The organism is Futiania mangrovi (genome assembly GCF_024158125.1).
Lineage (GTDB): Bacteria > Pseudomonadota > Alphaproteobacteria > Futianiales > Futianiaceae > Futiania > Futiania mangrovi.
Window position 1 is genome coordinate 162446 of the sequence record NZ_JAMZFT010000004.1, and the last position, 26775, is coordinate 189220.

The following is a 26775-nucleotide window of genomic DNA, read 5'->3' on the forward strand; positions in this document are numbered from 1 at the left end:
ACATTCGTTTCGCCCGCGCGGTGCTAGGTCTTGGTGCGGAAGCATGGGGCCTCGCGATGCGCTACTCGGCACTGCGGCTACTCAAGGAAGGGCTGACCGGCCATCGCGGATGGACGCCCGCCTGGCGCGACGCCGACCCGAAGGCGCACTACGACGTGGTGATCGTGGGCGGCGGCGGGCACGGGCTCGCGACCGCCCACTATCTCGCCACGGTCTATGGCGTGCGCCGGATCGCAGTCCTCGAGAAGGGGTGGATCGGCGGCGGCAATGTCGGGCGCAACACGACCATCGTCCGCTCGAACTACCTGCTCGACGGCAACATCCCCTTCTACGAATTCTCCATGAAGCTGTGGGAGGGGCTGGAGCAGGACCTCAACTACAACGCCATGGTCAGCCAGCGCGGCGTGCTGAACCTCTGCCATACCGACGCGCAGCGCGACGCCTACCGGCGGCGCGGCAATGCCATGCGGCTGCACGGCGTGGACGCCGAACTGCTCGATGCGGACGGCGTGCGGGCGCTGGCGCCTTTCCTCGACTTCGAGAACGCGCGCTTTCCAATCAAGGGCGGGCTGTTGCAGCGGCGCGGCGGCACCGTGCGCCACGACGCGGTTGCCTGGGGCTATGCCCGCTCCGCCGACCGGCACGGCGTCGACATCGTCCAGAATTGCGAGGTCACGAGGTTCCGTATCGAAGGCGGGCGCGTGACCGGCGTCGAGACCACCCGCGGGTTCGTCGCCTGCGGCAAGGTGGGGGTCGCGGTCGCCGGAAACTCGGGCCGGGTGATGGCGATGGCCGGCCTGCGCCTGCCGATCGAGAGCCACGTCCTCCAGGCCTTCGTCAGCGAGGGGCTGAAGCCCGTGCTGCCCGGCGTGATCACCTTCGGGGCGGGGCATTTCTACGTCAGCCAGTCCGACAAGGGCGGGCTCGTCTTTGGCGGCGACATCGACGGCTACAACTCCTACGCCCAGCGCGGCAACCTGCCCGTGGTCGAGGACGTGGCCGAGGGCGGCATGGCGCTGATGCCGTTGATCGGCCGGGCCCGCCTGCTGCGCATGTGGGGCGGGGTGATGGACATGTCGATGGACGGCTCCCCGATCATCGACGTGACGCCTGTCGAGGGGCTCTGCTTCAACGGCGGCTGGTGCTACGGCGGCTTCAAGGCGACGCCGGCGTCGGGCTACGCCTTCGCGCACCTGCTCGCAACCGGCGCGCCGCACCCGACGGCCACCGCCTACCGGCTCGACCGCTTCCGGCACGGCCGCATGATCGACGAGAAGGGCGCGGGCGCCCAGCCGAACCTGCATTGAGGAGGGTGCGCGCATGATGATCCCTCACCCCCTGCTCGGTCCGCGCGACGCGCAGGAGTTCGTCTATCTGGGTGACGCCTCGCTGGTCGCGCGCCCGGACGGCATGGCGGAGGATGCTCTCGACCGCTTCCACGACTACCTCTACCTGCGCGACAATCCCGCGGGCGTCCATCGGGAGCTTTGGTTTCACGAGCATGGCGACCGCTCCTGGCTGGTCGTGACCCGCAACACGCTGACGCACGAGATCCTGAAGGCCGAACTCGCGCGCGACGTGGCGCTGGCCCTGGGGCGGGACCGATGAGCCAGGCGAACCGCCTCGCGGGCGGCCTCGTCGACCGTGGCCGGACCCTGCGCTTCCGCTTCGACGGCAACACGTTCGAGGGGCATCCGGGCGACACGCTCGCCTCCGCCCTGCTTGCGAACGGCGTGCGGCTCATGGGCCGCAGCTTCAAGTATCACCGCCCGCGCGGCGTCTTCTCCGCAGGCTCGGAGGAGCCGAACGCGCTCGTCGAGTTGCGCCGGGGCGCGCGGCGGGAGCCGAACACCCGCGCGACGGTCGCCGAACTGTTCGACGGGCTGGAGGCGCAGAGCCAGAACCGCTGGCCGTCGCTTTCCTTCGACGTCATGGCGGTGAACGGCGCGCTCTCGCCCTTTCTCGCGGCGGGCTTCTACTACAAGACCTTCATGTGGCCGCAGAGCTTCTGGGAGAAGGTCTACGAGCCGCTGATCCGGCGCGCGGCGGGCCTCGGGCGTCTCGCCGTGGAGGCCGACCCCGATCTCTACGACAAGGGCTTCCTGCATTGCGACCTGCTGATCGTCGGCGCGGGGCCTGCGGGTCTCGCGGCGGCGCTGACGGCGGGCCGCGCGGGCGCGCGCGTCGTGATGGCGGACGAGGATTTCGCCCCCGGCGGGCGGCTGCTGGCAGAGACCGCGCCGCTCAACGACGCGCCGGCCGGCGCGTGGGTCGCGGGCGCGCTCGAAGAACTCGCAAGCCTCCCCAATGTGCGGGTCATGCCGCGCACGACGGTCTACGGGGCGTTCGATCATGGCATTTACGGTGCGGTCGAGCGGGTCTGCGACCATGTGGCGGCCCCCCCGCCGGGCAAGCCGCGCCAGACGCTCTGGCGCATCTACGCGCGCCGCACGCTGCTGTGCGCGGGGGCTATCGAGCGGCCGGTCGCGTTCCCGGACAACGACCGCCCTGGCGTGATGATGGCGGGCGCGGTGCGCGCCTATGTCAATCGTTGGGCCGCTGCACCGGGCCGCTCGGTTGCGGTCTTTGCCGCTTGTGACGACGGGCACCGGACGGCGAGCGACCTGCTCGCGCGCGGCGTATCCGTCGCGGCCATTATCGACCCGCGCGCGGATGCGCCGTCCCATGCGGGTTGCGAGGTTCTGTCGGGCGCCTCAATCGTCGGCACGCACGGCCGCCTCGGCTTGCGGGGAATTGCCGTGCGCTGCGCAGATGGCAGCACGCGCACGCTCTCCTGCGACACGCTCGCCGTGTCGGGCGGCTGGAACCCCAATGTGCACCTGACCTGCCATCAGCGCGGGCGGCCAAAGTGGGACGAGGCGCTCTCGGCCTTCGTTCCCGGCCCGGATCTGCCGCCCGGCATGGGCGTCGCGGGCGCGGCTGCGGGTGTCTTTTCCACCCACGGTGCGCTCGCCACCGGCGCGGAGGGGGCGGCGCAGGCGCTCGGCGATCTCGGCATGCGCTGCATGCCCGCCGCGCTTCCCATGGCGGAGGGCGCGCCGGTCCGGCAGGCGGCGTTCTGGCACGTGGGCGAAGGCGAGGGGCGTGCCTGGCTCGACCTGCAGAATGACGTGACCGTGAAGGACGTGCGCCTCGCCCACCGGGAAGGCTTCCGTTCGGTCGAGCACCTGAAGCGCTACACCACGCTCGGCATGGCGACCGACCAGGGCAAGACGGCGAACCTCGGCGCGCTCGCAATCATGGCGGCGCTCGAAGGCAGGACGATCCCCGAGGTCGGCACGACGATCTTCCGCCCGCCCTATACGCCCGTGACCATCGGCGCGCTGGCGGGCCGGTCGCGCGGGCGGGACTTCCGGCCCCGCCGCCTGACCCCCAGCCACGCCTGGGCGGTGGAGCAGGGGGCCGTGTTCACCGAGGCGGGCCTCTGGATGCGCGCCCAGTATTTCCCGAAGGCGGGGGAGACCCATTGGCGGGAGAGCGTCGACCGGGAGGCGATGACCGTGCGCCGCGCGGTGGGCGTCTGCGACGTGACCACGCTCGGCAAGATCGACGTGCAGGGCACGGATGCCGCCGAATTCCTCAACCGCATCTATTGCAACGGCTTTGCGAAACTGCCCGTGGGGCGCACGCGTTACGGCCTGATGCTGCGCGAGGACGGCATGGCGATGGACGACGGCACCGCCGCCCGCCTCGCCGAGGATCGTTTCGTGGTGACGACCACGACGGCGAACGCGGTCCCCGTCTTCCGGCACATGGAGTTCTGCCGCCAGTGCCTGTGGCCGGGGCTCGACGTCCAGCTCGTCTCGATCACGGACGCCTGGGCGCAATACGCGGTCGCCGGACCCCGGTCGCGCGACCTGCTGCGCCGTATCGTGGACCCGGCGCACGACCTCTCGAACGAGGCCTTTCCCTTCATGGCCTGCGGCGAGGTGACGGTGTGCGGCGGGCTGCCCGCCCGGCTTTTCCGCATCTCCTTCTCTGGAGAGCTTGCCTACGAGATCGCGGTGCCGTCGCGCTATGGCGACGCGCTGATCCGGCGGCTGATGGCCGCGGGCGAAGATCTCGGCGTCGCGCCCTACGGGACCGAGGCGCTGGGCGTCCTGCGGATCGAGAAGGGGCACCCTGCGGGCAACGAGCTGAACGGCCAGACCACCGGCGCCCATCTCGGCATGGGGCGCATGGTCTCCGCCGCCAAAGACAGCATCGGTGCGGTGCTCTCGCGCCGGGCGGAGCTTGCGCGCGAGGACGGACTGCGCCTCGTGGGGCTCGTGCCGGCCGATCCCGCGTACGGCTTGCGGGCGGGCGCGCACCTGATCGCGGAGGGGCGCCCCGTGTCGGCGGAACACGACGAGGGCTGGATCACCTCCGCCTGCCATTCCCCGCATATGGGCCACGCGATCGCTCTGGCGTTCCTCAAGCGCGGCGACGCCCGGCACGGGGAGACGATCCGCGCGGTCGATCCGCTTTCGGACAGCGACGTGGCCGTGCGCGTGACCTCACCGCATTTCATCGACCCGGACGGAGGGCGCCTGCGTGTCTGATCCCGGCCTTGTCCCCCTCACGCCGCTGGGTGGTGCCGCGCCGCGCATCGACCGCATCGGCGCGATCTCCATTGCGGAGGTCGCCGACCTCGCGCTTGTCTCGCTCGCGGTGCGCGCGGGGCAGGAGAACGCGCTGGCCGAGGCTGCCGCGTCATTTCTCGGCCACCCCTTGCCGGGACCGGGGGAAGGTGCGGCCCGCGCCTTCTGGGCCGGGCCCGGCCAATGGATGCTGCACGGGCGCGGCGCGGAGCACGCGAACCTTGCCGCACGGGTGAAGGCCGCCGTGGGCGGGTCCGCTTCGGTCACCGACCAGAGCGACGCCTGGGCCGCCTTCGACGTTGAGGGCAAAACGGTCGCTGAGATGCTCGCGCGGCTCTGCAATCTCGACGCCGCTCGCATGCCCGCGCACGCCGCCTCCCGCACCCTCGTCGAGCACCTGGGGTGCGTCGTGCTCTGCGAGGTGCCGGCGCGCCGCTACCTCGTACTCGGGCCGCGGTCCGCCGCCGCTTCGCTGCACCACGCGCTCACCGCTGCCGCAATCGGCATCGCCTGACCGCGCCGCCTTGCCGCATCCGCGTGTCCTGGGGGACGCCTCTCACCTGCCCCCGGCCAGTTCCGCAATGCGCGCGTGCAGGTCGGCAGGGACGGGGATGCCGTCGGCATCGCTGCGCGCCCTGTTGGCGGCGCGCCGCTGGCCCGGCAGGTGCGCGCCCTCCTGCGCCGTGATCGCGGCGCACAGGTCCGCGATGCGCGCGCCGAAACCATCGCCCGCGAACGCCGCCGGCGAGATCGCAAGGAAGAACTGGCCGGTGCCGGGCGGCCCCCCGGCGGTCCCGGAGAAGGGGCTCGCATGGATGCCGAGGTTCGCGCCGGAGAGCGCGGCTGCCATCACCTCCACCAGAAGGCCCACGCCGAAGCCCTTGTAGCCGCCGCTCGGCGCCATCGTGCCCTTGAGGCCGACGGCGGGGTCGGTCGTCGGCTCCCCGTCGGGGCCGAGCGCCCAGCCCTCCGGGATCGGCTCTCCCGTGCGCGCCCGCACCATCAGCTCGCTCTTCGCGATGACGCTCGCGCTCTGGTCGATCAGCAGGGCAGGCGCGCCCTCGCCCGGCACGGCCAGCGCGAACGGGTTCGTTCCGACGACCGGCTTTCGGCCGCCAACGGGCGCGATGGAGGCTGGCGCATTGGTGAAGCCCAGGCCGACGAGGCCCGCCTCCGCCAGCCGCGCGGCATGGTAGCCGAGCACGCCGCAATTGTAGGAATTGTGGACCGAGAGGGCCGCGACCCCCTGGCTGCGGGCCAGCGGGACAAGTTGCTCGAACCCTGCATCGATGGCCGGATGGGCGAACCCGTTGCGTGCGTCGGCGCGCAGCGCGCCGGGCGCGGTCTTCGCCACCTCCGGCACCGCCTGGCCGTCGACCTTGCCGCAGGTCACGTGCTCGCAATAGGTCGGCACGTACATCAGGCCGTGGCTGCGGATGCCCTCCCGCTCGGCCGCCGCGACGGCACGGGCCAGCGCGCGCGCGGACGCTTCCCGCGTGCCTGCCGCAACCAGCGCGCCGGACGCCAGGTCCTCGACCTCGGAGGCCGTCATGGTGATGGTGCCGCTCATGTGCCGGTCCTCCGTCCGTTACTGCGGTCCGAACGACCGCTCGAAGAAGTCGACCCAGTTGCCGCCCATGATCCGGGCGACGTCCGCGTCGTCGAAGCCGACGGCTTTCAGTCCGTGCGCGATGCCGCGATGGTCGCGGTTGTCGCGGAACCATGCGGGCTGCGGCGGGAAGCCGGCCTGCGCCGCGGATCCCTCGCCATAGTCGCGCGCGCGCGACCAGCGGCCGTTGCGCATCCATTCGACGACGCTGTCGGGCTGGTCCTGGCACAGATCGCTGCCGATCCCGATGTGCTCCACGCCCATCAGGTCGGCGGTGCGCGCCACCATCTCACAGAACTCCGCCAGCGTGCAGTCCGACTTGCCGCGCAGGTGATGGGGATAGAGCGAGAAGCCCAGCATCCCGCCCCGCGCCGCCAGCGCCTTCAGAACCGCGTCCGACTTGTTGCGCAGCGCAGGATGCCAGGCGGCCGGGTTGGCGTGCGTGATGGCGATGGGCCGCGCCGAGAGGTCGATCGCCTCGAGCGTCGAACGTTCGGCAGAGTGGCTCATGTCGACCACCAGCCCGACGCGGTTCATCTCCGCGATGACCTGGCGCCCCATGCGCGTGATGCCGGGATCGTCGGCCTCGTAGCAGCCGGTCGCGAGCAGGCTCTGGTTGTTGTAGCTGAGCTGCATGAAGCGGATGCCCAGCGTGTGCAGCACCTCCACGAGGCCGATGTCGTCCTCGATGGGCGAGCAGTTCTGCAGGCCGAAGAAGATCGCCGTGCGGCCCTCCGTGTGGGCCCGGCGCACGTCGTCGGCGGTGCGGCCGTGGAAGATCAGGTCGCCGTGATCCTCGAACCGCCGGTTCCAGGCGGAGATGTTGGCGACGGTCTCGCGGAAATTCTCGTGATAGCAGATCGTGACGTGCACTGCCGCGACGCCGCCCTCGTTCATCTGGCGGAAGATCTCCTCCGACCAGCGGCTGTACTGAAGTCCGTCGACAATGAGGGGGGAAGCGAAACTCAAGACGTTGGTCCTCCGGGCCGGAATGGGTCAGCGTGTCTGGGCAGCGACGGGCTTTCGCAGCGCCAGCGTCATCTCGAGGAGCACCGGCGCATTGCGCGGCAACTGGCTCACCCCCAGCACCGAGCGCGGGTGACGCCCCGCCTCGCCAAAGGCGTGGATGAGCACGCGGGAGGCGGCGTCGGCCACGCGCGAGATATCGCGGAAGCCGTCGTCGGCGGCGACGAACACGTCCATGCGCAGCACCCGCTCGACATTGTCGAGGCCGCCCGCGCGCGCGTCGACCCACGCCAGCCCCTGCAGGGCGGCGAGGCGTGCGGACGCGAACGCCTGCTCCGCCGTCACCTCCGCCCCGACGCGGCCCGCATGCAGCAGATCGTTCGCGCCGGTCTTGGGGATCTGTCCGGCGACGTAGGCCGTCGTCCCGTGCACCGCGACGGGGATGTAGTCGAACTCCGTGACGTGCGGTTCGGGCAGGTCGAGGCCTGCCGCGGCAAGCGCCTCTGCGGCGCGGGAGGGGGCGGCGCGGGTCTCCAGGGTCATGCGGCTGCTCCTTGTGCAAGGCGCCTCTGCAGGGCCCATGTCGCGGCGATCAGTGCGACCGCGGCGGCATCGGCTACGAGGTCCGGCGCGACCATCAGGCAGGCCGCCGCGAACAGGCTGGCGCGTCCGTACCAGGGCAAGGCGCGCCCGCCCATCCAGCCGACAACCGCGATGGCGAGGCAGACGATGGAGATGCCGCACCGCGCGAGCGTCGGGAACAGCACCCAGTCGAAGGACTGCAGCAGAAGCTCGGGATTGGCGACGAACAGGAAGGGGATGATGTAGACGGGAATGCCCAGCGCGCAGGCCCGCCAGCCGACCGTGGCCGCGCTCGCCCCCGCAATGGGCGCGGCGGCATAGGCGGAGACCGCGACCGGCGGCGTGATCTGGCCCAGCACCGCGTAGTAGAAGACGAAAAGATGTGCGCCCAGAGGGTCGGCGCCCAGGTCGATCAGCGCAGGCGCGACCAGCGTCGCCTGGATGATGTAGGCCGGCGTCGTCGGCATCCCCATCCCGAACACGAAGGCCGCGATCATGGCGAGGATCAGCGCGATGGGCAGGGAGCCGCCGGCGAAACTGACGACCAGGCTCGAGAAGCGGAAGCCGAGGCCGGAGATCTGCACGATGCCGACGATGATGCCGGCAGAGGCGCAGGCGATGGCCACAACGATGGCGGCCTCCGCACCGGCACGCATCCCGCCCGCGAGCGTGGGCAGCGAGACGAAGGTGCTGCGCCGCACGAACGGGATCGCCAGCGTCAGCGTGACGCCGAAAAAGGCGCAATAGGCGGGCGTGTATCCCTGGACCAGCAGCGTGACGAGCACGACCAGCGGGATCAGATAGGTCCAGCCGCTCGCCAGCGCGCGCCGCGTGGCGCCGGGCTCCGTCGCCTCCATCGGCTGCAGGTCGCGCTTCAGCGCCTCCCAGTGCACGGCGACGAACAGCGCGATGAAATAGAGGATGGCGGGCAGGGCCGCAGCCTTGGCGACGTCCAGGTACTCGATGCCCAGGATTGCCGCCATCAGGAAGGCCGCCGCACCCATGATCGGGGGCATGATCTGCCCGCCGGTGGAGGCGACCGCCTCGACCGCGCCGGCGAACTCCTTCTTGTAGCCGAGCCGTTTCATCATCGGGATGGTAAGCGCGCCGGTCGTTGCGACATTGGCGACGGAACTTCCCGACATGGAGCCCATGAGCGCGCTCGCCACCACCGCCATCTTGGCGGGGCCGCCCCGGCTGCGGCCCGTGGCCGCGCGCGTCAGGTTGATGAAGAAATCGCCGCCGCCGATGGCCTGCAGCAGGGCGCCGAAGACGACGAACAGGAAGATGAACTCCGTCGAGACGCCGAGCGCTGTGCCGAAGATCCCCTCGAAGCTGAAGTACATCTGGTCGACGAACTGGTCGATGCCGACGCCGCGGTGCGCCAGCGGGCGCAGGAAGTCGACGTGGCGCAGATAGGGGCCGAGGAAGCCATAGGCGATGAAGAACACGCAGAGCGCGGTGATCGTGTACCCCAGTGTGCGCCGCGTCAGCTCCAGCACGACGAGGATGGTGCCGAAGGCCACGAACAGCTCGACCGGGGTCGCCGCCTGCGTCCAGGGCGGTCGCACGACGATCGACTCGTGATTGACGATCATGTAGCCGAGCGACACGACGGACAGCGCGATCAGCAGGCCGTCGACAACCGCGCCCGCCCGGCCCCCGCGCGCGCGGTAGACCAGGAAGCCGATGACCAGCGCGAAGAGCAGGTGCACCGCCCTGAGCAGCAGGTTCGGCATCAGCAGGAACGGAGATGCCGCGGCGAGGTGGAACAGCACCATCGAGATCGCGAGGGTGCCTGTCACCGTGTCGAGAAGACCGCGCCGGGGCTGCGTCGTCGTCATTTCGGTCGATGTCCGTGTGAAGGCGGGGTGGCCGCGCGCGGCAGGGACCGGACCTCCCGGCCGCGCGCGGCGCGCGCGTTCAGTTCAGTTTGCTTTCCGAGTAGGCGATCGCCTGCTCGTCGAAGAACTTCTTCGCGCCCGGATGGATCGGCACCAGCATGCCCTTGCCCACGGTGTCCGCCTCCATGTACTTCAACAGCGAATGGGCGCGCTGGAACTGCGAGAGGTTCTTCCAGATCGTCGAGACGACGCGGTAGGCGACCTCGTCCGGCATCTTCTCGTTGGCGAAAAGGAAGGTCTTGGTCCCGACCGTGGTCGCAGGCTCCTTCTGGCCGCCGTAAAGACCGGCGGGCAGCGTTACCTTCTCGAACCCGCCGCCGTGCTTTGCGAGATAGGCATCGACCTTGCCTTCATCGAGCGAGAGGGCGCGCATCGGGCGCGCGGTCTCGTTCTCCAGCACGGTGGTGTGCGGGTAGAGCGATACCCACATCACGGCGTCGAGTTGCCCGTTGCGCAACGCCTTGTGCGATTCTGCCCAGCTCAGCTTGTGAAGCTGGCCGCCGTTCGCCTCGATGTCCTCGATCTTCATGCCATAGACGTCGAGCAGGTTCACGAACGCGTTCCACGACGTCTGGCCGGGCTGGCCGGCACTCATCTGCTTGCCTTTCAGGTCTTCCAGCTTGCGGATGTCGGAGTTCGCGTCGACCCAGATCTGGATCGCGCTCGGGAAGAAGGTCATCAGGCCGCGCACATTCCGGATCGGGCTTTCCGGCTTGGCCGGGTCGCGCCCGTTCCAGGCGTCCCAGGCATTGTTCGCCGAGGTGATGCCGAGATCGGCCTCGCCTGAGCTGACACGCAGCAGGTTGGGGCCGGAGCCGCCGGGCTGCACGTCGACGAGGCTGTTCGGAAACTCCTTGCGCAGCAGGTCGCCCAGGCCGGTTGCGACCACGTTGAAGACGCCACCGGACGGGCCGCCGCCGATCGTCAGGAACTCAGGATCGGCGGCCTTCGCGGCGCCTCCGGACGCGAGCAGGGCGGCGGATGCCAGCGCGCCAAGCGCTGCCGCGCGCAGCCGCGAACGCTTGAGCGCGGAAAAAGCGGGAAATGTCATGTCGGGGTCCTCCCTTCGGGACGTGGGAAGACAAAACGCTAGGTAGCCGCCGGCGTCCGACGCAAGAAAATGATGTAATTATTACATGAAAATTTTTTATTCATTTGTAGGGTCTATGAAAATTTCTGGCCGTGTCAGCACGGATGGCACGGCCCTGGCAAGCTCGGTACGAAAGCTTTCGGCAGCGGGGGAGAGGGATCGGCCCCGCCGTGTCACGAGGCCGATCTGGCGCGTCACGGCGGGGCGTGTGAGTTCGCGGTACATCAGGGCCGGATGCCGGTCGAGCATGGCGGCGAATGCAGGGATCGCTGTGATGCCAAGGCCTGCCTCCACGAGGCTCAGGACCGTGACGATGTTCGAAACCTCGTGCCCGGGCGCCCGCACGCGCTCCGGAATCCGCGTCAGCCGTCCGATCAGGGGCTGGATTCCCGTGTCGGCGGCAAGCCCGATGATCCGCATGTCGGCGATTTCGGCCCAGGAAAGCGGACCGGATCGGCGGGCGAGGACGTGGTCCTTGCGGAATACCGCGCCGAAGCGGTCGGAAAACAGGGGTGTGAACGCGAGGTCCGGGTCGCCGGCGAAGGCGCCAGCGATACCGAAGTCGACTTCGCCGCTGCCCACGCGCCGCCATACGCCGGAGGTGTTGTCGTCGCGCAGGTGCACCTTGATGCCGGGAAACGCCTCGGAGAAGCTGGCGACCACGCGTGGGATCAGCATTGTCGCAATCGACGGCAGGACGGCCAGCGAGACGCGCCCCGACTTCCGCTCGGCGATCGCGCGCGCATTGGTGACGGCGGTGTCGAAATCCTCCAGCAGGCGCGCGACGGTCGGCAGGAACTTCGCGCCCTCCTCGGTCAGGCTGAGGCGGCGCGTGGTGCGGTCGAAGAGCTTGAGGTTCAGCGCCTCCTCGAGTTGCCGGATCGCGACGCTGAGCGAGGGTTGCGTCACGGACAGCTTCTCCGCAGCGCGCGTGAAGTTGCCGCATCGCGCGACTTCGACAAATGCCCTGAGATAGGCGATGGTCACAGCCATGGACGATCACCCTAAAGCATGAACGTCGGTACAGTCATTGCTGTTATTTATTTATTTGGGGGTGTGCGGCACCCGCTTCGATACCGTCAGGGCACCCTTGCGGAGGCTGCGCGTGCCACTGGCGGCCCGCCGTGCCACACTTTCCCTGGCGTGGGGCAGGGGGGCAGCCAGGGGGGCAGGATATGTTCGTTCACGTGGTGATGATGCGGTTCGTGCCTGACGTGGACGAGGCCTTTCACGCCCGCGTCGAAGCCTATGCGAGGCGGATCCGCGCCGAGGCGCAGGGGCTTCTCCAGTACGAATACGCCGTGAACGATGCCGAACGCTCGCAGGGCTATACCCACGCGGTGGTCAGCGCCTTCCGCACCTCCGCCGATCACGACGCCTACCAGGTGTCGGCAGTTCACCAGGAGATGAAGGCGTTCATGAGCCCGGCCATAGCGGAGCTTGCGGTCTGCGACTCCGTTCTGCCGGACCGGTCCTGAGGGAGGGGCAGGCGGACCTCCCGCTTCAGACGATGTCGCGGGCGCGCAGGTCCGCGATGGCGGTGGCGTCGTAGCCGAGGTCTGACAGGATCGCGTCGGTATGCGCGCCACATTCCGGCGCCGCGGACACGAAGGTTTCCGGCGTGCGCTCCATCGTGATCGGCTGGCGCACGAAGGGATGCGTGCCGACGCTCTCCGACGCGAGCGGCCGCGCCATGCCCAGCGCCCCGACCTGTTCGTCGGCGAAGACCTCGTCGATGTCGTAGATCGGGCCGCAGGGCACGCCGGCCTCGTTCAGCCGCGCGATCCAGACCGCGGTCGTGTCGGTCAGCGTGACCGCCTCGATCGCGGCGTTGAGGGCGTCGCGGTTGACCGAGCGTGCGCCCTCCGTCTCGTAATCGGGATTCTCGGCCCATTCGGCATGGCCGAGTGCCACGCAGAACCGCCGCCAGATCTCCTGGCCCGACGCGCCGATGTTCATGTAGCCGTCGGACGTCCGGAACACCCCCGTCGGGATGCTGGTCGGGTGGTTGTTGCCTGCCTGCTGCGGCACCTTGCCGTCCATCAGCCAGCGCGCAGACTGGAAGTCGAGCATGAAGATCATCGCCTCCAGCAGCGAGGTGTGGAGCCATTGCCCCTTTCCCGACCGCATCCGTTCGTAGAGCGCGAGCAGGACCCCTTGTGCGGCGAACAGCCCCGCCGTCAGGTCGGCGACCGGGATGCCCGCCCGCACCGGCCCCTGTCCGGGCAGCCCCGTGATCGACATGAGGCCGCCCATCCCTTGCGCGATCTGGTCGAAGCCCGGGCGCTTCGCATAGGGACCGCGTTGCCCGAAGCCCGAGATGGAGGCGAGGATGATGCGCGGATTGACCGCCTTCAGCGCCTCGTACCCGATGCCGAGCCGGTCCTTCACGTCGGGACGGTAGTTCTCGACAACCACGTCTGCGCCCTCGACGAGGCGAAGGAAGATCGCGCGCCCCTCGTCCTCCTTCAGGTTCAGCGTCATCGACCGCTTGTTGCGGTGCAGGTTCTGGAAGTCCGACCCGTGCCGCGGCCCGCCCATGTCGGCGGCGGTGGAGACCTGCGGCGGCGTCTCGATCTTGATGACGTCGGCGCCCCAGTCGGCAAGCTGGCGCACGCAGGTCGGGCCCGCGCGCACCCGCGTCAGGTCGAGGACCTTCACGTCGCTCAGGACATCCGCGGCTGGCGTGTGCGGCATTGCATTTCCCTTCTTCTTCCCGCGGCGCGGTCGAGATCCTGGCGCAAACGCCAGTCTTCGCGGGCGTCACTCCAGGGGCAGGGCGCGCAGGTGTGCCGTGCGCTGCCGGGCCGCGGCCAGGAAGATCGTGAGATCGCTGCCGCACAGCACGAAGCGCATGCCGTGCCCGATGTAGCGCTCGATCACCTCGGGCGACCCCACCCCGCCGAAGCCCGCGTGCTTGCCGTGTTTCGCGCACGCGGCGACGACGGTACGCACCGCGGCCTCCATCTCCGGCGCGTCGACCTTACCGGGAATGCCCATTTCCATCGAGAGGTCGCTGCAGCCGATCAGCAGGATGTCGACGCCAGGCACCGCTGCAATCGCGTCGGCGTTGGCAATGGCTTGCGGCGACTCCAGCATGATGACGAGCAGGGTCGAGGCGTTGATCTCCGCCGTCACCTCGGCCAATGGCGGGCTCTCGAAATCGACCTGCGGCAGCGCCGAGGTGACCGAGCGGTGGCCGACGGGCGGATACTTGCAGGCCTCGACCATCCGGGCGGCAAGCTCCGGCGTGTCGACATGCGGCACGACGATCCCCTGCGCCCCGCCGTCGAGTGCGCGCGTGGCGTGGAACTTCTCCCAGCCGGGCACGCGGACGATGGGCGTGATGCCCGCGTCCTGCGCGGCGACGCAGATCTGCACCGCGCAGTCGAGGTCCATGGAGTTGTGCTCCATGTCGAGGAACAGCCAGTCGAAGCCCGCCGTGCGCATCAGCTTGCCGGTGTCGACCGTGCGCGCCTGCCGCAGCCCGACGCCGAGCGAAAGCTCCCCCCGCTCCAGCCGCTCCCGCGCGATGTTCCTGATCGTCATGGGCCCCTCTCAGCGTCCGAGATAGCTGCGCAGCACCGCCGGGTCGTGGGCGACTTGGTGACCCGTCGTCTCCAGCGCGATCTCGCCGTTTGCGAGCACGAAGGTCGGCCCCGCCAATTCCGCGGCGACGCCCACGTTCTGCTCGATCAGGAAGATCGTCATGCCTTCCTCGTTGAGACGCGCGATGGTCGCGACCATCTCCTCCACCATCAGCGGTGAGAGACCGTGCGAGGGCTCGTCCATGAGCAGCACCTTCGGGCGCGCCATCAGCGCCCGGCCGATGGCGAGCATCTGCTGCTCGCCGCCGCTCATGGAGCCCGCGGCGCGCCTTGTCTTTTCCTTCAGGCGCGGGAAATAGGCGTAGACCTTGTCGAGGTCCTCGCGGATGCCTGCCCGGTCGTTGCGCGTGATCGCGCCAAGCACGAGGTTGTCATGCACCGTCATGGTCGGCCAGACGAAGCGGCCCTGCGGCACCTGCGACATGCCGCGCACCACGATGTCGTGCGGATGCAGGCCGGCGATCGGCTTGTCTTCCAGCCAGATGCCACCCGCCTTCGGCTTCAGCAGGCCGCTCATGGCCTTCAGCAGCGTCGTCTTGCCGGCGCCGTTGCCGCCGAGCAGGGCGACGATCTGGCCCTTGCCGACCGCGAAGCTGACGTCGCGCAGAACCTCGGTCAGGCCGTACCAGACGCTCAGGTGCTCAATCCGCAGCATCGATCGCCTTCCCCAGATAGGCCTCCTGAACCTCGCGGTTCGCGATGATCTCGTCGCCGGTGCCCTCGGCGATCTTCGCGCCGGAGTTCAGTACCGTGATGCGGTCGCACACCCCCATCACGAGGCGGATCACGTGCTCGATCATCACGATGGTGATGCCGCGCTCGTCCCGGATACGCCGCAGCAGCCGGTCAAGCTCCTGCACGCGCGGCGGGCTGAGGCCGACGGCGGGCTCGTCCAGCAGCAGGACGGATGGCTGGCTGACCAGTGCGCGGGCGATTTCGATCAGGCGCTGCTGCCCGAACGACAAGGCCCCGCCATCGCGCTCCGCGAACTGCCGCATGTTCACGAAGTCCAGCGCGGCGAGCGCCTTCTCGCGGGCGTCGGCATCCTCCTGCCGGACCGACGGCAGACCCAACGCGGCCGTGAAGACGTTCGCGCCCATGTGCTGATGCAGGCCGGTCATGACGTTTTCCAGCACGGTCATGCCGCTGAACAGCATGGATGTCTGGAAGGTCCGTCCGACCCCCTTCGCAGCAATGGCGCTGGGTTTCAGGCCGGAGATCACCTCCCCGTCGAGCAGCACCTGGCCCGCACTCGGCGGGGTCAGGCCGCAGATGGCGTTGAGCAGCGTCGTCTTGCCCGCGCCGTTCGGCCCGATGATGCCCCGGATCTCTGCGGGCGGGACGTCGAGGTCCACGCCGTCGAGCGCCTGGATGCCGCCGAACGAGAGCGACAGGCCGCGGGTTTCGAGATGGCTCATGGCCGCCTCCCGCCATCCTGGTGGTGCGTCTCCGACCAGCCGGGCACCCAACGCTTCAGCGCCGCGGCGATCCCGCCGGGGAAGAACAGCAGCGTTAGCAGCAGCAGCGCACCGAAGGCGATCTCCTGCACCTCCTGGAAGCCGCGCAGCAACTCCTGCAGGCTGATCAGTGCGATGGCTCCGATGATCGCTCCGGCGATCGAACCGAGCCCGCCGATGATGACCATCGAGAACTGCAGGACGATCTGGAACAGGTTGAACGATTCCGGTACCACGACGCCGAGCAGTGCCGTGAAAAGACCGCCCGCGAGCCCCGCGTAGAGCGCGCTCACGCCATAGGCGACGGTCTTGTAGACGGTGAGGTCGATGGCCAGTGCCTCCGCCGCCACCTCGCTCTCGCGGACTGCGATGAAGGCACGCCCCACGCGCGACCGGGAGATGCGGTAGGCCATCGCGACGAAGACCACGACGAGCAGGAGCGTGAGGTAATAGAGCCCCATGTCCTTGCCGAGCCCGATCGCTTCGAACGACACCGGCGGCAGCACGAACCCGGCGTTGCCGTATGTCACCGCCTCCCAGTGGATGAAGACCCAGAGCGCAAACTGGGTGAACGCAACGGTACCCAGCGCAAGGTAGAGGCCCTGCAGCCTCAGCGCAGGCAATGCGACCAGAAGGCCGATCACGGTGGCTAGGATCGCGCCCGCCGGAAGGGCGAGCCAGAACGGCCAGCCGCCGTCGTACATGAGCAGGCCGGTGCAATAGGCGCCGATCCCCATCAGCGCGCCATTGGCAAAGACCAGCTGCCCGGCAAAGCCGATGATGAAATTCAGCCCCACGGCCAGGAGGATATAGATCAGTGCAAGGTTGGCTGCATAGGCAAGGTAGGGGTTGAACACCAGGGGCCAGACGGCAAAGGCGGCCAGCCCGGCGAGAAAGATCGTCCTGCGGCCGATCAGGTGCGCAAGCCATGGAAGTGCCATCAGGCCGGAGGGGCCGCTGCGTTCAGGATCGGTGCTCATACCCGGCGCAGCCCCCGCGCTCCGAACAACCCGCTGGGCCGCACGACGAGAACGACCATGATGATGACGAAGGCAGAGACTTCCTGGACGCTCGAATGGATGTAGGTCCCGGCGAGCGCCTCCAGCACGCCGAGGAGCAGGCCGCCGAGGATCGCCCCGCCCATGCTGCCCAGGCCGCCCAGGATCGTCGCCGCGAACGCCTTCAGCAGCAGGATGAAGCCGACGTCGGGCGTCAGCAGCGTGAGCGGCGCCATCAGCACTGCAGCGACGCCTGCCAATGCGGCGCTCGTGCCCCATGTGAGCGCGTAGATCCGCTCGACCCGCATGCCCACCAGGTAGGCGGCGTGCGGGTTCTCAGCTGTCGCCTGCATCGACTTGCCGGCGCGGGTGAACTGGAAGAACGCGATCAGCAGCACCATGCAGACCGCGACACCCGCGATGACAAGAAGCTGCTGCGGAAAGACCGGCGTTCCGAGCACCCAGACCGGCGCGGGGCTCACGGGCGAGGGGAAGGTCACGACCTCGCCCTGGCCGCCCCAGAAATGCCGCCCTATTCCCTTGAGAAGAAAGGAAAACCCGACGGTCGCCATGACCATCGCCAGCGGTTGCGCATGGATCAGCGGCCGGTAGACCGTGCGGTCCGTGATCAGGCCCAGCACGAAGGCCCCAAGCACCGCCAGCAGCAGCGACGGGATGTAGGGCGCGCCCAGCATCACGTGGAACGTGTAGGCAAGGAAGCCGCCGATCATGAACAGTTCGCCATGGGAGAAGTTCATGTGCCCTGTCGTTCGGTAACAGAGCACCAGGCCCACGGCGACCAGCGCATAAAGCGCGCCTGTCGTCAGCCCCGAGGACAGCGCATAGGCAAGAAGCACGGTGGGTCTCTCCGTTCGGTGGCGGGAAGTGCGCAAGCGCGAGCGGCAGATTGACCCCGGGGATGTGCCCCGGGGTCAGCTGGCCGCATGGGCGCGGGTATCAGCGTTTCGGTACTGCCACGCCGACCCGGGAGACCTTGCCGTCCTTGATCGCGAAGGCCGCCAGCGTCTTGTGGCACTGGTGATCTTCCGGCGTGCACTTCAGCGGGCCGGCATAGGTATCGGGCTGCATCTCGAGCGTCGAAAGGATGTTCAGGACCTTCTCGCGGGTCAGATCCCGGCCAGCCCGGCGCAACGCCTCGACCGTGAACTGGCCTGCGGCGACGCCGACCATGTGCCAGGAGGAGAACTTCGAATCCGGGTACCGCCGCTCGATGATTTCCTTCCACTTCGCCACTTCCGGCGCGTCGGTGGTGTAGCCGACGGTCGACAGCCCGACGAAGTTGGAGAGTGCATCCTCGGTGCCGACGCCCTTGGCGATGACGTCAACTTCCGACATGGGCGAGGGGCCGACCGTCAGCGGCTTGAAGCCGATCTTGTAGGCATCCCTGAGCCACGGGATACCCGCCTTCGGAAACAGCATCACGATCACGGCGTCCGGGTTCTGTGCCTGCACACGCAACACCGCCGGTGTCGTGTCCGTGGGATCGGGCGCAAGCTCCTCGTAAGCGACGGCCTCGATGCCCTTCGCGGCGAGTGCCTTGCGCATCGGGTCGATGCGTGCCTTGCCCCAGGCGTCTGACTGCCAGACGACGGCGATGCGCTTGGCGCCCCTGTCGAGGGCGTACTGAAGCTGCGCGTAGCCTTCCATCCACGCGGCCGTGTAGGTCGTGAAGATGTAGGGGTTCACCGGCTCCGAAAGGGAATCGGCCGTCGACCCCAGGATCAGCCACGGAACCTGCGCTGCCACGATCTCGGGCTTCTGCGCGATGGCCGCGTTCGAGCAACCGCCGCCCACGATCATGAAGGGCTGGTGCACATGCAGCAGCTTCTTGACGGCGCCGACGCCCTTGCTCGGCAGGCACTCGTCATCTTCCATGATGAACTCGATCTTCCGGCCATGGATGCCGCCGGCATCGTTGACCTCGGCAAACACCGCCGCAGCGGCGCGGATCTGCGGCCGCGTCAGGTTCGAGGCGCTGCCCGTGAGTGCCGTCATGCCGGCGAGCAGGATGGTGTCGTCGGTAACGCCGGTTTCGGCAGACGCCGGTACCGCGGCCGCCATGAGCATTGCTGCCCCGGCAAGCCCGGAAATCAGAGAGAACGGTTTCATTTGCTTCCCCAGACCTTGAGTGAATCCCTTGTGCCGGCCTTCGGGCTTCTTGTGTTTTTCCCTGGCCGGCTATTGTTGTGGTTTCCTTTTTCGGACCGCCTATTTGCGCGGTTCGCAGGGCACCGTACCCATCCGGTCGGCGGGCAGGTGGATCTCCAGCACCTCGTAGTCCTGAGACATGTCGGTCTCGTTGTGGACGACGCCGCCGGGGATGTAGCAGGAGTGGCCCTCTTCCAGATGGAGCTTCTCGCCGGTCTCGAACTCGAGATCGACCCAGCCCTTCAGGATGTAGATGAACTGGCCGTCGCAGGTGTGATAATGCCAGCCCGTCTGCTCGCCGAGCCCCTTGCGGGTCTGGTGGACCTGCGCCTTCATCATGCCGCCGCTGGCCTCGGCAACGCCAAGATCGCGGTACGTGAAGAACGCGCGCCGCCCTTGCACGACGGGTGCTGTTTCTGTTGTCGCATAGGCGATCTTGCCCTTGGGCGCCATCGCTTCCTTGGTATCTGACATGGGTGTCCTCCCGTGAAGTCCGGCATCTGGCTTCTTCGGCCGATGTCCTTGACGCACCACCACCTCCGCGAGCACCGGCTCACGGAACAGGCATCGTCTGCACAAGCGGGCAACAGCGCTGACGGGGCGGCCGGATCGGAAGGACGACACCCCGCGTGTCGTCGTCAGGATGCCACCCCGAAACCGTCAGCGGTACTAATATGAGCATTGACTCATGGTTCATCCAAGTCAAGCGATCGGCGCGGCCTGCCCAGACATCCCCCGGCTGGGATCGGCGTGCGCCGCGTGCGGTCGCGGCGGCCTGAAACCTGGAAAATCGTCGACTTATGAAGGGCCTGACCGGCTTCCCAGGCAGGGGAGGGTGGGGGTGCATGGCTCCATTTCACAAATGCGGATTGGGCAATGACGTCGCCGCGCAGCAGCCGCGCGGCTGGCGTGCTTGGCTTACGGCCGTGCGTTGCCGCATGATGAAAGCGACGAGCGCCGGACCGACGGCGCGGTCTGCACCGACAAGCGCCGCAAAGGCGCCGTGCCAGGGAGACACCGCCCATGCTGTCCGCCGACGACATGTTTGCGATCCACAATCTCTACGCGAAATACAACCTGTGCAGCGACGCGGGCGATGCCGAGGGATATGCCGACTGTTTCACGAACGATGCTGTGCTGACCGTGCAGCCGCAGAACGTCACGCTGAAGGGACGCGAGGCACTGCACGGCCACAAGGTCCGCGACGTCGCTTCGCGCGGCGGGCGTTATCGCCGTCACGTCAACGGCAGCCTGATGATCGAGCCGGTTGATGCCCGCACGGCGCGCGGTCGCTGCTACCTGATGGCCTACAACGGCATGCCCGGCGAACTGCCCGAGATGGGCGACTGCGGCGTCTACGAGGACACGGTGACCAAGGGCGCCGACGGCGTCTGGCGGTTCAGCAGCCGCGTTCTGACCATGGACGGCACGACCTGGTCACGGTCGTGAGCGCCGGGGAGGGCGTACCGATGGATCTCTGGCGAAAGTCAGCCCGCGAGATGGCCTCCGGGGTGGCCGAGGGCAGGTGGAGCGCGACCGATCTCGCCGAAGCGGCGCTCGCCCGCGCCGAGCAAGTGAACGGTGCCGTCAACGCGGTCTGCACGCTCAATCCGAGGGCGCTGGAGGATGCCGCGGAGGTGGATGCGCGACGCAAGGCGGGGGCTGAGCCCCGCGCGCTCGAGGGGGTGCCCTTCGTCATCAAGGACAATATCGAGACTGCGGGCCTGCGCACGACCTTCGGCTCGCTCACGCGCAAGGACAATGTGCCGGACGTCGACGGCATCTGCGTAGAGCGCCTGCGCGCGGCGGGCGGCGTCCTGATCGGCAAGGCAAACACGCCCGAGTTTGCCCACGACGTGGTCACCACCAACCGCATCTTCGGGCCGAGCCGCAATCCCTGGGACCTGCGCCGAACGGCCGGCGGGTCGAGCGGCGGCAGCGGGGCCGCCGTCGCTTCCGGTATCGTGCCGCTGGCCATCGGTACCGACCTCGGCGGCTCGATCCGCGTGCCTGCCGCCTACAACGGGATCGTCGGCCTGCGCACGGTACCGGGCGGCGTGCCGATCTGGCCGGCCGAGTTCGCGTGGGACACGCTGACTTCCCATGTCCACGGACCGATGACGCGCAGCGTGGGCGACGTCTGCCTTGCCATGTCGGTGCTGGCGGGTCCCGATCCGCGCGACCCGCGCTCGCTGCGCACCATCACGCCGGACTATGCGGCTTGCGCTGGCGTCCGCTCGCTTGCGGGCAAGAGGCTGATGTGCGTGCGCGACTTCGCGGGTGCCGTTCCCACCGACCCCGCCGTGCTGTCGCAGATGGAGGCGGCGGTGGAGCGCCTTGCCGCCCTCGGCGCCGGGATCGTCTGGCAGGAGCTCTCCCTCGAAGGGCTGCGGGAGATCGTGTCGGGGACCCGCGCGTTCGGGATGATCGGGCGCTATGCCGGCATCGTCGAGGCGCACCGGGGCGAGCTGATGGAGCAGCTCGTCAACCAGGTCGAAGGCTCCCTCAAGATGACCCTGCGCGATGTGGTGGAGGCCGAGCGCCAGCGCACCGTCTACTGGAACCGGATCCGTCCTTTTCTCACGGACTTCGATGCGATCGTGACGCCCGCGACGGGAACGGCTGCCTTCCGCCTCGACCAGCCCTTGCCGGGAGAGGTTGGCGGCCGGCCGGTGGAGAAATTCTACGATACGCTGCTTGCGGCCTATGCCTTCACCGTGGTCGATGCCGCCGTCGCCGTGGTGCCCTCCGGCCTGACGCCCGAGGGGCTGCCGACCGGCATCCAGATCGTCGGCGGGCGCCTGTCGGAGGCCGCGGCCCTGGAGATCGCAGCCGCCTACGAGGCGGCGCATCCGGACCTCTTCACGCTCCCCGAAATCGACCTATCCGTCCCCCTCTCTGACGAGGTGCGCGCCACGACCGGCGGCTACACGATCCGCTAGGACGCGACTGCCTGTGCTGTGGCGGCGCAATAGGCCCGCCATCCCCCGAAACGGGTGATGTCCTCGGCGCCGTTCAGGCCCGCGCTCTCGCAAAGGAAGCCATGAACGGCGGTGCCGTCGGCGAGGCTCACCGTGCCGATCGACAGGGGCGAGGGGATGCCCGCGAGGAAATCGCCGACAGACTCCCGAGGCAGCGCCCAGACCTCGAGCGCGATGGACGCGCCGCGCCCGGTCCGCACGAGTCCCGGCCGCTTCGGCGGACCGCCCGCCAGGGCGTAGAGGCGATAGGCGGGCGCCGTACTCGCCGTCCGCAGGAACCGCCCGCCGCGCCCCGTGAGCTCGTGGTTCAGCGGAAGCCCCGACATGTGCGCGCCGACCGCGGCGATGGCCAGATGTCCCGGCGGAAGTCCGGCTTCTGTTGCCGCCGGGGCGGCCGCGTCCGATGGGTGCGTCCAACCGGTCGCACCGAGTGGAACACCTGCCCGCGCGTGCAGCCGCGCTGCCATGCCTGCCACCGCCGCGTCATGGCCGGCACGCGCCAGCAGCGTGACGCTGCCGGGGCGCCCGTCGGCCAGCGGTGCGACGGGAACGGCGATCCCGCACATGTCGAGCAGGTTGACGAAGTTCGTGTAGGTGCCCAGCCGGCTGTTGAGCGCGACCGGATCGGCCAGCACCTCGTCCACGCGATAGCTCGTCGGAATCGACGGCACGCACAGCATGTCAACGCCGCGCATCGTCTCCGCCGCCGCGCGCTTCAGTGCCTGAAGCCGGTAGAAGTCGCGGAAGACATCCGCCGCCGAGAGCGACGTGGCCCCTTCGATGATGCCGCGCGTGACCGGATGCACCGCCTCGGGATCGCGGGCGAGCAGATCCTCGATCACGGCGTAACGTTCCGCGACCCAGGCGCCGCGATAGAGCATCTCCGCCGTCTCGTAGAACGTCGAGAACGGCAATGGCACAAGCTGCGCGCCCTCGCGGCCGAGCATCTGGAGCGCGGTTTCGTATCCGTCTGCGGCGGCAGCGTCGCCGAAGAAGCGCAGATCCGCTGCGCGCGGCACACCGATGCGCAGCACTGGCGGCGGGGGCGTCAGGAACGGACCAGCGAGCGGGCGGGCGTAGGGGTCGTCCGCATCGAAGCGCGCAGCGCACGCCAGAACCTCCGCTGCGTCCTCGACCGTCAGCGCGAAGATGGAAACCGCGTCCAGCGTGCGGCAGGCCGGGACGACGCCCGTGGTGGAGATTGCGCCCAGCGTCGGTTTCAGGCCGACGATGTTGTTGAGCGCGGCCGGAACCCGGCCCGATCCGGCCGTGTCCGTGCCCAGCGCGAAGCTGACAAGCCCGCGGGCGACCGCGACGGCCGACCCCGCGCTCGACCCGCCGGGTACGATCTCCGGATCGATCGCGTTGCGCGGGACCGGCCAGGGCGTGCGTACGCCTACGAGTCCCGCGGCGAACTGGTCGAGATTGGTCTTGCCGATCAGAATCGCGCCAGCCTCGCGCAGGGCTGCGACGGCGAAGGCATCTGCCTCGGGCGTGTAGGCATAGGCGGGGCAGCCGGCCGTCGTCTCCATGCCACGCGCGTCGATATTATCCTTGACCGCGAAGGGGATGCCCCAGAGCGGGCGCGCGGGATCCCAGCGCCCGAGCGCTTCCGCCGACGCCCGCGCCGCGTCCTCCGGCACGAGGGAGATGAAGATGCCTGGATCGTCCGCCGCGGCAATGCGCCGGTACACCTCCGCCACGACGTCACGGGGGTCTAGCCCCGCGCCATAGGCGGCGCGCAGGCCTTGAAGCGTGAAGGGAAGCGTGTCGAGCATCGGCGCGGGCTTTCTTCTGATGGGCGTCCGGTAGGCGGGAACGGAGAGGTCTCAGGGAAGCTGGCGCACGAAGGTCGCGCTGTCCGACACGGTGCCGAACACGCCGCCCTGCATCTTGACCATCTTGATCGCCGCCTCGTGATTGCCGCGGTCGGTCGCGCCGCAGCAGTCCTCCAGCAGCAGGCACTCGAAGCCGCGGTCGTTGGCCTCGCGCATGGTCGTGTGCACGCACACATCGGTCGTGATGCCCGTGAGGACCAGGTTCTCGATCCCGCGCGTGCGCAGCAGAAGTTCGAGGTCGGTTGCGCAGAAGCTGCCCTTGCCGGGCTTGTCGATGACCGGCTCGCCCGGCTGGGGGGCCAGTTCCTCGATGATCTCCCAGCCCGGTTCGCCGCGCACCAGGATGCGGCCGCAGGGACCTGGGTCGCCGATCCCCGCGCCCACCTGGCGCGAGCGCCAGCGCTTGTTGGCGGGCAGGTCCGCGAGGTCGGGACGATGGCCCTCGCGCGTGTGGAGGACGTGGTACCCGCCGGTCCGCATCGCCGCGAGCACGGCCTTGATCGGCTCGATGGGCGCGCGCGTCAGGCTGAGGTCGTAGCCCATGCTGTCGACATAGCCGCCCTTCCCGCAGAAGTCGGTCTGCATGTCGATCACGATCAGCGCGGTGTTGTCAGGCCTGAGCGCGCCATTGTAGGGCCAGGGATAGGGATCGGCGTCGATGGTGGGCATGGACGGTATCCTCGTCGCGGAAAAGGGGCGCAAAGGGGCTAGCGCGTCACGCCGATCAGGCGGTCGCGGGTCACGAGCGGTTCGAGGTCGGCGGGGGTGCGGTCGCCAGTGTCCTGCGGTGGCTCCGGCAGGACGAGGTAACGCATGTCTGCATTGCTGTCGTGGACGATCAGGTCCACGTCCTCGGCGAGGGCCGTGCCGAACTCCGCGAGCACCTTGCGCGGCTCCCGCACGGTGCGGGCGCGATACGCCTTGGAGATGTACCAGGACGGCGGCTGGCCCAGGATCGAGCGCGGATAGCACGAACACAGCGTGCACGTGATGAGGTTGTGCACGGTGGGCGTGTTCTCGACGACGACGATCTGCGCCTCGCCCACGGGAATGCCGATCTCCTCGATCGCGCTCTTGCCGTTCTCCAGCAGCCGGGCCTTGTAGTCCGGGTCGGTCCACGCCTTCGCGACGATCCGCGCGCCAAGGTGGATGCCGGGGGATTCGAGCTTCTGGATCTCCCGCGTCACTTCCGGCGCCGTCAGCAGGCCGCGCGCGATCAGCACCGATTGCAGGGCGTCGATGACGATCTGGCCCTCGAGATTGCCGGCATCGTCCTCCACGACCAGCGCCTCGTGATCGTCGTGCCGATGGTCGTGATCATGGTCGTGAGACGCGCTCATGCGGGGGACTCCGTCTTGGGTTCGGCGGGCTGCGGGGCGGCGGGTGCCAGCCAGTGGTCGTAGATCTCGATGATCAGCCGGTCGCGGGGCGGGTGGCTCTCGTCCGGCCAGAGGGCGCGCTGGTCGAAGGCGACGCGGTAGAGGTCGATGGCGGGGCCGGAGGTGTGGCCTATGGCAAGGTCCTCCGGGTTGAGATAGGTGCCGCAGTACTGCACCACCTCGCCCGTGGCGCCGCGCACGTAGTAGGGGATGCGCACATGGCCGGGCTTGCCGAGGTCGAGCACCGTGACCAGGCCGCCCACGGCGAAACGCCGCCCGTGCACGGGCCGCGTGGTCATGCGGCGGACCCCTCGCCGGGCTTGCTGCCCCAGATCTCGCGCTGCTCGGCGATAGCGGCGTCGAGTTCCTCGCGCGTGATGACGTTCTTCTCGACAAGAATGTCGATCATCGCCTCGAGGCGGCGGCGGTAGAAGGACAGCGCCTTGTACTTGTCGGCCCCGAAACTCTCGAACCCGCGCCGCATCTCGTCGAGGGAGACGATCCGCCGCGTGCCGTCGCCCAGCAGGTTGCGCACGGCCTCGGTCTGCTTCTCCCAGTGGAGCCAGGGCAGCTCCTCCATCGGAATGCACCCCGCCTCGTCGCCGCCGATGTCGTGGTATCCGCGCATGTTCGCTTGCTCCGTTCGGTCCGGGCGGACTGGCCGCCCCACAATCACAGGGTTTCGACGCGCGCCTCGCGCTGGAAGATCTCCAGGCACTGGCTGCGCAGCGCCACGAAGTCAGCGCCGATCAAGGTCGCGGCATCGCGCGGACGCGGCAGCGGATTGTCGACCAGGGCAGCGACACGCGTCGGCCGCCGCGTCAGCAGAAGGACATGGTCGGCCATCTGCACCGCCTCCTCCAGGTCGTGCGAGACGAGCATCATGGTCGTGCCGGTCTTCTGGAAGATCGCCTGCAGCTTCTCGCGCATCAGCAGCGTCATTTCGTAGTCGAGCGCGGAGAACGGCTCGTCGAGGAACAGCACCTCCGGCTCCGGCGCCAGCGCGCGCAGGATGGAGACCGCCTGCTGCTGGCCGCCCGACAGCTGGTAGGGATAGGCGTTGAGGTCGATCTTGATGCCGAAGTCCGCGATCAGCTGCTCGACGCGCGCGGTGCGTGCCTTCTTCGGCATCCCCTTGATCTTCAGGGGATAATGGATGTTGTCGATGGCCCGCAGCCAGGGGAAGAGCGCCTCGCGGTAGTTCTGGAACACATAGGAGATGCGCGTGTCCCGGATCGACTGGCCGTCGTAGAGCACCTCGCCCCCGTCGCGCGGCATCAGGCCGGAGATCATGTTGATCAGCGTGCTCTTGCCGCAGCCGTTGGGGCCGAAGACGCTGACGAAGGAGCCAAGCGGAAGGTCGAGGTCGAAGCCGTCGTAGACGACCGTGCCGCCGAAGGATTTGCGCAGGCCCCGGATGGTCAGCTGTCCGCGACGGGCCGGGCGGGCGTTTACCCCGCCCGAGGGTGCGGCGGCCAGCGGCGCGGCAGGGGCGCGCCCGCCATCGGCCTCGATCTCCGGCTCGCCGTCGTGTCGTGCGATGCGAAGTGCGGTCATGGCGGTGTCACGCTCCTGCAAATTTTGCATTGGCCT

The 26775-nt window shown here is 68.8% G+C and carries 27 protein-coding genes; 7 read left to right on the plus strand and 20 right to left on the minus strand.

Annotated features, from left to right (window positions below; translation table 11 throughout):
- The first annotated feature begins 56 nt into the window (after positions 1–56).
- Genes NJQ99_RS15620 through NJQ99_RS15635 form a run of 4 tightly spaced genes read left to right on the plus strand, consistent with a single transcriptional unit; the run spans position 57 to position 5115 of the window.
- Complete coding sequence (locus NJQ99_RS15620; protein WP_269333804.1) at positions 57–1307, plus strand: sarcosine oxidase subunit beta family protein; 1251 nt, start codon at positions 57–59, stop codon at positions 1305–1307.
- A gap of 13 nt (positions 1308–1320) precedes the next feature.
- Positions 1321–1608 carry a sarcosine oxidase subunit delta gene (locus NJQ99_RS15625; RefSeq protein ID WP_269333805.1) on the plus strand — a complete coding sequence of 96 codons (288 nt, stop codon included), beginning with the start codon at positions 1321–1323 and terminating at the stop codon, positions 1606–1608.
- Entirely contained in the window at positions 1605–4562 is a 2958-nt protein-coding gene (locus tag NJQ99_RS15630) for a sarcosine oxidase subunit alpha family protein (RefSeq protein WP_269333806.1), read from the plus strand. The genes NJQ99_RS15625 and NJQ99_RS15630 overlap by 4 nt, the downstream gene beginning before the upstream one ends.
- Complete coding sequence (locus NJQ99_RS15635; protein ID WP_269333807.1) at positions 4555–5115, plus strand: sarcosine oxidase subunit gamma; 561 nt, start codon at positions 4555–4557, stop codon at positions 5113–5115. The genes NJQ99_RS15630 and NJQ99_RS15635 overlap by 8 nt, the downstream gene beginning before the upstream one ends.
- Positions 5116–5157: 42 nt before the next feature.
- Here the strand turns inward: NJQ99_RS15635 and NJQ99_RS15640 are convergent, their stop codons facing one another.
- From NJQ99_RS15640 to NJQ99_RS15665, 6 genes are all read right to left on the minus strand, one after another.
- A complete protein-coding gene (locus NJQ99_RS15640) occupies positions 5158–6171 on the minus strand; it encodes an Ldh family oxidoreductase (protein WP_269333808.1) in 1014 nt (337 codons plus the stop codon).
- Positions 6172–6189: 18 nt separating this feature from the next.
- On the minus strand, positions 6190–7179 hold the full coding sequence (locus NJQ99_RS15645; protein ID WP_269333809.1) for a membrane dipeptidase: 990 nt from the start codon (positions 7177–7179) through the stop codon (positions 6190–6192).
- A 27-nt stretch (positions 7180–7206) separates the two neighbouring features.
- Positions 7207–7719, minus strand: a complete 513-nt coding sequence (locus tag NJQ99_RS15650) for a RidA family protein (RefSeq protein WP_269333810.1) — start codon at positions 7717–7719, stop codon at positions 7207–7209.
- Positions 7716–9602 carry a TRAP transporter permease gene (locus NJQ99_RS15655; RefSeq protein ID WP_269333811.1) on the minus strand — a complete coding sequence of 629 codons (1887 nt, stop codon included), beginning with the start codon at positions 9600–9602 and terminating at the stop codon, positions 7716–7718. Before NJQ99_RS15655 ends, NJQ99_RS15650 begins: the two co-directional genes overlap by 4 nt.
- A 79-nt stretch (positions 9603–9681) precedes the next feature.
- Positions 9682–10713 carry a TAXI family TRAP transporter solute-binding subunit gene (locus NJQ99_RS15660; RefSeq protein WP_269333812.1) on the minus strand — a complete coding sequence of 344 codons (1032 nt, stop codon included), beginning with the start codon at positions 10711–10713 and terminating at the stop codon, positions 9682–9684.
- A gap of 96 nt (positions 10714–10809) precedes the next feature.
- Positions 10810–11745 (minus strand): LysR family transcriptional regulator, encoded by a 936-nt coding sequence (locus NJQ99_RS15665; RefSeq protein ID WP_269333813.1) that lies wholly within the window; start codon positions 11743–11745, stop codon positions 10810–10812.
- 182 nt (positions 11746–11927) lie between these two features.
- On the opposite strand from NJQ99_RS15665, the gene NJQ99_RS15670 reads away from it, so the two are divergent.
- Positions 11928–12230 (plus strand): Dabb family protein, encoded by a 303-nt coding sequence (locus NJQ99_RS15670; RefSeq protein ID WP_269333814.1) that lies wholly within the window; start codon positions 11928–11930, stop codon positions 12228–12230.
- 25 nt (positions 12231–12255) lie between these two features.
- Here NJQ99_RS15670 and NJQ99_RS15675 read toward each other — a convergent pair whose 3' ends face one another.
- The 8 genes from NJQ99_RS15675 to NJQ99_RS15710 all read right to left on the minus strand — a co-directional run bounded on the left by NJQ99_RS15675 (position 12256) and on the right by NJQ99_RS15710 (position 19458).
- The gene (locus NJQ99_RS15675) at positions 12256–13449 is read right to left on the minus strand and encodes a CaiB/BaiF CoA transferase family protein (RefSeq protein ID WP_269333815.1); all 1194 of its coding nucleotides are present in this window, start codon (positions 13447–13449) and stop codon (positions 12256–12258) included.
- Between the two features lie 66 nt (positions 13450–13515).
- Positions 13516–14301 carry an HpcH/HpaI aldolase family protein gene (locus tag NJQ99_RS15680; protein WP_269333816.1) on the minus strand — a complete coding sequence of 262 codons (786 nt, stop codon included), beginning with the start codon at positions 14299–14301 and terminating at the stop codon, positions 13516–13518.
- A gap of 9 nt (positions 14302–14310) precedes the next feature.
- Entirely contained in the window at positions 14311–15015 is a 705-nt protein-coding gene (locus NJQ99_RS15685) for an ABC transporter ATP-binding protein (RefSeq protein ID WP_269333817.1), read from the minus strand.
- Entirely contained in the window at positions 15002–15778 is a 777-nt protein-coding gene (locus tag NJQ99_RS15690; RefSeq protein ID WP_269333818.1) for an ABC transporter ATP-binding protein, read from the minus strand. Before NJQ99_RS15690 ends, NJQ99_RS15685 begins: the two co-directional genes overlap by 14 nt.
- A complete protein-coding gene (locus NJQ99_RS15695) occupies positions 15775–16797 on the minus strand; it encodes a branched-chain amino acid ABC transporter permease (protein WP_269333819.1) in 1023 nt (340 codons plus the stop codon). The genes NJQ99_RS15690 and NJQ99_RS15695 overlap by 4 nt, the downstream gene beginning before the upstream one ends.
- Positions 16794–17672 carry a branched-chain amino acid ABC transporter permease gene (locus tag NJQ99_RS15700; protein ID WP_269333820.1) on the minus strand — a complete coding sequence of 293 codons (879 nt, stop codon included), beginning with the start codon at positions 17670–17672 and terminating at the stop codon, positions 16794–16796. The genes NJQ99_RS15695 and NJQ99_RS15700 overlap by 4 nt, the downstream gene beginning before the upstream one ends.
- Positions 17673–17772: 100 nt before the next feature.
- A complete protein-coding gene (locus NJQ99_RS15705) occupies positions 17773–18945 on the minus strand; it encodes an ABC transporter substrate-binding protein (RefSeq protein WP_269333821.1) in 1173 nt (390 codons plus the stop codon).
- A gap of 99 nt (positions 18946–19044) precedes the next feature.
- Positions 19045–19458: a cupin domain-containing protein gene (locus NJQ99_RS15710; protein ID WP_269333822.1), complete on the minus strand. Its 414-nt coding sequence runs from the start codon at positions 19456–19458 to the stop codon at positions 19045–19047.
- 549 nt (positions 19459–20007) lie between these two features.
- Here NJQ99_RS15710 and NJQ99_RS15715 point away from each other — a divergent pair.
- Entirely contained in the window at positions 20008–20433 is a 426-nt protein-coding gene (locus NJQ99_RS15715; protein ID WP_269333823.1) for a nuclear transport factor 2 family protein, read from the plus strand.
- Positions 20434–20453: 20 nt separating this feature from the next.
- The gene (locus NJQ99_RS15720; RefSeq protein ID WP_269333824.1) at positions 20454–21926 is read left to right on the plus strand and encodes an amidase; all 1473 of its coding nucleotides are present in this window, start codon (positions 20454–20456) and stop codon (positions 21924–21926) included.
- Here the strand turns inward: NJQ99_RS15720 and atzF are convergent.
- The 6 genes from atzF to NJQ99_RS15750 are packed head-to-tail and all read right to left on the minus strand — an operon-like array spanning position 21923 to position 26739.
- A complete protein-coding gene (atzF, locus tag NJQ99_RS15725) occupies positions 21923–23743 on the minus strand; it encodes an allophanate hydrolase (RefSeq protein WP_269333825.1) in 1821 nt (606 codons plus the stop codon). The two genes, NJQ99_RS15720 and atzF, sit on opposite strands and share 4 nt — an antisense overlap.
- A 51-nt stretch (positions 23744–23794) precedes the next feature.
- Positions 23795–24472 (minus strand): biuret amidohydrolase, encoded by a 678-nt coding sequence (gene biuH / locus NJQ99_RS15730; RefSeq protein ID WP_269333826.1) that lies wholly within the window; start codon positions 24470–24472, stop codon positions 23795–23797.
- Between the two features lie 38 nt (positions 24473–24510).
- A complete protein-coding gene (locus NJQ99_RS15735; RefSeq protein WP_269333827.1) occupies positions 24511–25143 on the minus strand; it encodes a nitrile hydratase subunit alpha in 633 nt (210 codons plus the stop codon).
- Positions 25140–25481 carry an SH3-like domain-containing protein gene (locus NJQ99_RS15740; protein WP_269333828.1) on the minus strand — a complete coding sequence of 114 codons (342 nt, stop codon included), beginning with the start codon at positions 25479–25481 and terminating at the stop codon, positions 25140–25142. Before NJQ99_RS15740 ends, NJQ99_RS15735 begins: the two co-directional genes overlap by 4 nt.
- Positions 25478–25810: an SH3-like domain-containing protein gene (locus NJQ99_RS15745; RefSeq protein ID WP_269333829.1), complete on the minus strand. Its 333-nt coding sequence runs from the start codon at positions 25808–25810 to the stop codon at positions 25478–25480. Before NJQ99_RS15745 ends, NJQ99_RS15740 begins: the two co-directional genes overlap by 4 nt.
- Positions 25811–25854: 44 nt before the next feature.
- Positions 25855–26739: an ABC transporter ATP-binding protein gene (locus NJQ99_RS15750; protein WP_269333830.1), complete on the minus strand. Its 885-nt coding sequence runs from the start codon at positions 26737–26739 to the stop codon at positions 25855–25857.
- Between the last annotated feature and the right edge of the window lie 36 nt (positions 26740–26775).